This window comes from Flavobacterium sp. UBA6195 (genome assembly GCF_002422095.1).
In the GTDB taxonomy this organism is placed as follows: Bacteria; Bacteroidota; Bacteroidia; order Flavobacteriales; family Flavobacteriaceae; genus Flavobacterium.
The window spans coordinates 1-4,844 of the sequence record NZ_DITB01000114.1; the positions used below are offsets into that span (position 1 = coordinate 1).

A 4,844-nucleotide genomic window follows, 5' to 3' on the forward strand; every position below is an offset into this window, starting at 1 on the left:
CAGCACATTGGGGTGGTTTTTTAGTTCGCCCTGTAGAAGTAGAATTTTGGCAAGGAAGACCAAATCGTTTACACGATAGAATTCGCTATCAATTAACTAACGAATACGATTGGAAGATAGAACGTTTATCTCCTTGATAATCAAATTTTTAAAAAAATATACATTATAAATCCTAAGTTTTAAAGCTTAGGATTTTTTTATTTATGTAAGTAAAGTTTTAAGTATTTGATATTCAAATGTTTAAAACGTTAAATTTTGATGTATTTCATCGATTTTTTATGTATGTTACCGATTATTTTGTACCTTTATCTAAGAAATCAAACAGTTTGTCGATTTTATTAAATTGTTTAGTTCATTAATTTAAAAGATAAAGTCATGAAAAATTTAATATTAAATTCAGTTACTTTAGCGTTAATGCTTGTTTTATTTGTATCATGTTCTTCTGATAATGAAAGTAATCCAAGTTCTTCAACTGAAGTTGTCAAAAGTTATACGCATTCTACGGCCGAGTTAGAATTATTAGATCAGGTAAACAATTATAGAGTTTCAATAGGTTTAAATCCGTTAAATATTATTGATCATATTTCATATAAATCTGCTGAGCATAATGATTACATGTATGTTAATCATGTGGTTACACATGATGGTTTTGATAAGAGAAAATCTAATTTGCAAGAAGTATTAGGTGCTTACAGAGTTGGTGAAAACATTGCTTATGGTTATTCTTCAGCAAGTTCAACTGTGAATGCTTGGATTAATAGTCCTAGCCATAAAGCTAATTTAGAAGGTGACTACACACATTTTGGAGGAGCTATAAAAATTGATGAGGAAGGTAAAAAGTACTACACTAACATATTTATAAAAAAATAAAAAAGCAGTTATTAAATTAAACAACTGCTTTCCAAAAAATAATTAAAGTAAGTTACATTTTAATTACTATAAACTCACTTCTTCTGTTTTTCTGATGTTCAGTTTCACTACAAGGAACATCATCTGAACAGTTATTTACTAATTGCGTTTCTCCATACCCTTTTGCGGTTAATCTACTTCTATTTATACCATTTTTAACCATAAATTCTAAAGTTGATTTTGCTCTACGATCTGATAATTGTTCATTGTATTTATGTGATTGTCTACTATCGGTATGTGAACGGATATCAATTGTCATACTTGGATATTGGTTCATAACGGCAATTATTTTTTCTAAATCTTCTGCTGCATCTTTACGAATATTCCATTTGTCTAAATCAAAATAAATTATACTAATATTTAATACTTTAGCGAGATCTGTACCTACTTCTATTGGGAATATTTTACGTTTTAGTTCAAAATCTAATTTAGATTCTTCATTAATTGAAATTGGTTCAAATGATTTTTCAATTGTTTCGTATTCTTCTTTTGAAACTCTTACCAAATATTTTTTATTACAATCAATTTTAAAAGAATATAATCCTTTTTCTGAAGCAATTGTCTCGGAAATTTTATTCATTTTATCATCATATAGAATTACTTTGGAATTAGGTAAAATTTCTTTTGTATCAATATCTGTTATTAATCCAGATAATGTATGCGTACAAATTCTAAAGGTATAAATGTCATCAAAACCTATTCCTCCATCTCTGTTGGAGGAGAAAAATCCCAAACCATCTTTGTTAGTTACATAACCAAAATCATCTAATTGACTATTTAAGGGTTTACCAATATTAACTGGTTTTTCAAAAGAATTATTGTTGACTTTAGCTTCAAAAATGTCTAAACCACCTAGTCCTGGGTGTCCATCAGATGCAAAAAATAAATTATTATCAGCATCTATAAAAGGAAATGTTTCTCTTCCTTCCGTGTTTATAGTTGTTCCTAAATTTTCTGGTAAACCAAAATTACCATTGGAATCGATAGAAACTTTGTATAAGTCTGAATTACCAAAGCTTCCTGGCATATCTGAGGCAAAATACAATGTTTTCTCATCTGTACTCAAAGCAGGATGTGCTGTTTTGTAATTGTCGCTTGAAAAAGGAAGTTCTTTTACATTTGTCCATTCTCCATTTACTAATTCAGCTTTGTAAATTTTTTCCATGATTACTTTGTCGTCACTTTTACGTTTTTTGCCGTCGTTGTAATTGTTTCTAGTAAAATACATGGTTTTGCCATCTTTCGTAAAAATAGGAGAGGACTCATTAAATTTAGTATTCACGGTTTTAGAAAAGTTTTCTACGCTACCTAATCTTCCATCATTATCAATTGAAGCAACAAATAAATCAGTGAAGTTTTGTTTTGTCCAAGCATGAATTTTAGAATACTGGTTACCTTCACTTCGAGAAGAAGTAAATACAATTTGTTTACCAAAAAATGTTGGACCGTAATCATAAAATTCTGAATTAACATCTGTTTTATCTATAGTGTATTTTCCAGAAACAGCATCAATATTAGTTAAGTAATTTTTATTTTCTTGAAATAATTTAGCTCTAGAATCGTTTGTTTTTTGGGCAAATAATTCCATGTATTGATTTGATTTTTCGTAATTTCCTACCGCTTTTAAGGCTTGAGCATATCTAAAATAATACTCAGAGTCTGTTTCTTGATTTAAGGCAAAAAGTTCACCATACCATTTAGAAGCTTTATCTAATTCACTATTAAAATAATATGCATTACCTAATTTTTGAAATAATTCTACAGATTTATATCCTTTTTCAGCCACTTTCTCATAAATTTCGATTGCATCTATATAGGAATATTTGTCGTATTTTTTGTCCGCTTTGTTTAGCTTAGACCCTTGACCGAAAGCACCAACTGTGATACTTAAAACGAATACTAGTGTGTATAATGTTTTCATAATTAGAAAATTTAAAAAAATCTAGGAGCTGAAACACTGCTTTTGTTGAACAACTCGTATCGAAGAAATATCTCGTGTGAACCTGAATTATAGTTAGCAAGTTTCGTAGTTTCTAAATCATATCCATATCCAATGAACCAAGAATCGGAAATTTGAAATCCAGCTAAAGCACTTACAGAAGCATCCCATCTGTAGGCAGCACCTAATGTTAGTTTTTCAAAGAATAAGAAATTTGCAGTTACGTCTGCTTGTAGTGGAGCGCCTTCTACTATTTTACTTAATAGAGCAGGTTTAAAATCAATATTATTACTTATTTTAAAAACGTGTCCAGCAATAAAATAAAAGTGCATTTTTTCTTTTGTAATTTTAATATTGTTATCATTATATCGATAGGATTCAAAAAAATTTGGCACTGATAATCCTAAATAAGTTTTATCTGAAAAAAGATATAATCCAGCTCCAACGTTTGGTGAAAATTCAGTATCCATATTTTGAAATTGAGGATCAGTAGGATCAAATACCCTTAGTTTATTAACATCTAATTGAAATAAATTTGCAGTTCCCTTTAAGCCTAAAGATAATTTATAATTTTCAGAAACTTGAATAAAATATGATAAGTCAGCAGAAATTTCATTCTCTGTTACTGGTCCAATCTTATCATTTACAAAATTTAATCCAATCCCAAAGTTTGAATCTCCAATCGGCATATTTATTGAGAAATTGTTAGTTACTGGTGCTCCATCTAATCCAACCCACTGATTTCTATGAAGTAAAAAGGCTGTAATAGTTTCCCTAGAACCTGCATAAGCAGGATTTACTAGTGACGTATTGTACATATATTGCGTATATTGAGAATCCTGTTGAGAATAGATATTTTGTAAAATGAATGCACAAATTATTGTTAGAATCGTTTTCATCTTGTTTGTTTTTAAGTTTTTTTAAGTCAATTAACGGTTTAAGTATAAATATCCTGATCGATCATGTTTCTTATTTTCCTCATCTGTATATTTAAGAATGTAAAAGTAAGTTCCGTCTGGTAGAAGTTCATTTCTATTAACAGTATTTCTTCCTTCAGATACACCTTTAAACGATTTAAGACTATTATTATAACCCGTTTCTTCATAGACTAAAATTCCCCATCTGTTATAAATTTCAATAGAATTATTTGGATAGCACTCAATTCCATCAATAAACAAGAAATCATTTGAACTGTCATCATTTGGTGATACTGCATTATACACAGTAATATCGCAAGCAGCTAATACTATACAATCATCATTAACATTTAAATAAATTTCATAAATCATAGGACAACTATTATCTTCTAATGCTACAACATATTGTATGGTGTAATTTCCTAAAGTCACATTATTAGGATTAAAAATATTACCATTCAATCCACCTGAATTTGTTATTTCTTGCCATTCTCCAGTTGTAGGAATTGAATCGTCTAATATAGTAAATAAATCTATTGGATTTTCTTCAATGCAAATTGCAAAAGGAATTGCATCAGACGTTTTTTCAACACTAACGTTTATAGTTTGGGAAAAATTTGCTTCGTTTCCACAATTATCAGATACTATCCATTCACGAATAAGGACATATTCATAAATTGAAACTACATTGGATGTTTCACTATAATTAATTTCATTGATTCCAGAACAATTATCTGTGAAAATTAATTCTGGAACTTCTGGAATCTCAGAACATAAAACGCTAATTTGAGAGTTTAATTGAGTTGTTAAAGTAGGAGGAGTGTTATCAAAAACAGTTATGATTTGAGTATAACTAGAACTGTTGTTACAACCATCAGTTATTGTCCATGTTCTATTGATAATATACTCACCCTCACATTGCGACTCTTGTCTGTCAATCGCATCTAGTACGTTTATAGTTACATCACTACAATTATCTGTTCCCGTCATAATTACAGGGTTTGGAACAGCATCACAAGAAACAGAAATATTTTGAGGTAATTCGCTTGTAAAAACAGGATTGGTTGTATCGATGATGG

5 protein-coding genes are annotated in these 4,844 nt (G+C 29.3%); 2 read left to right on the forward strand and 3 right to left on the reverse strand.

Annotation, left to right across the window (positions count from 1 at the left end):
* The coding region (locus B4I81_RS10150) for a pyridoxine 5'-phosphate oxidase C-terminal domain-containing protein (protein ID WP_291110300.1) at window positions 1-137 on the forward strand (137 nt) is incomplete at its 5' end.
* A gap of 238 nt (window positions 138-375) precedes the next feature.
* Window positions 376-870 (forward strand): CAP domain-containing protein, encoded by a 495-nt coding sequence (locus B4I81_RS10155; RefSeq protein WP_291110292.1) that lies wholly within the window; start codon window positions 376-378, stop codon window positions 868-870.
* 52 nt (window positions 871-922) lie between these two features.
* Here B4I81_RS10155 and B4I81_RS10160 read toward each other — a convergent pair whose 3' ends face one another.
* From B4I81_RS10160 to B4I81_RS10170, 3 genes are all read right to left on the reverse strand, one after another.
* A complete protein-coding gene (locus B4I81_RS10160) occupies window positions 923-2,830 on the reverse strand; it encodes an OmpA family protein (protein ID WP_291110294.1) in 1,908 nt (635 codons plus the stop codon).
* An 11-nt stretch (window positions 2,831-2,841) separates the two neighbouring features.
* On the reverse strand, window positions 2,842-3,747 hold the full coding sequence (locus B4I81_RS10165) for a PorP/SprF family type IX secretion system membrane protein (protein ID WP_291110296.1): 906 nt from the start codon (window positions 3,745-3,747) through the stop codon (window positions 2,842-2,844).
* A 30-nt stretch (window positions 3,748-3,777) separates the two neighbouring features.
* Window positions 3,778-4,844: gliding motility-associated C-terminal domain-containing protein (locus B4I81_RS10170; RefSeq protein ID WP_291110298.1), on the reverse strand; the 1,067-nt coding region annotated here is incomplete at its 5' end.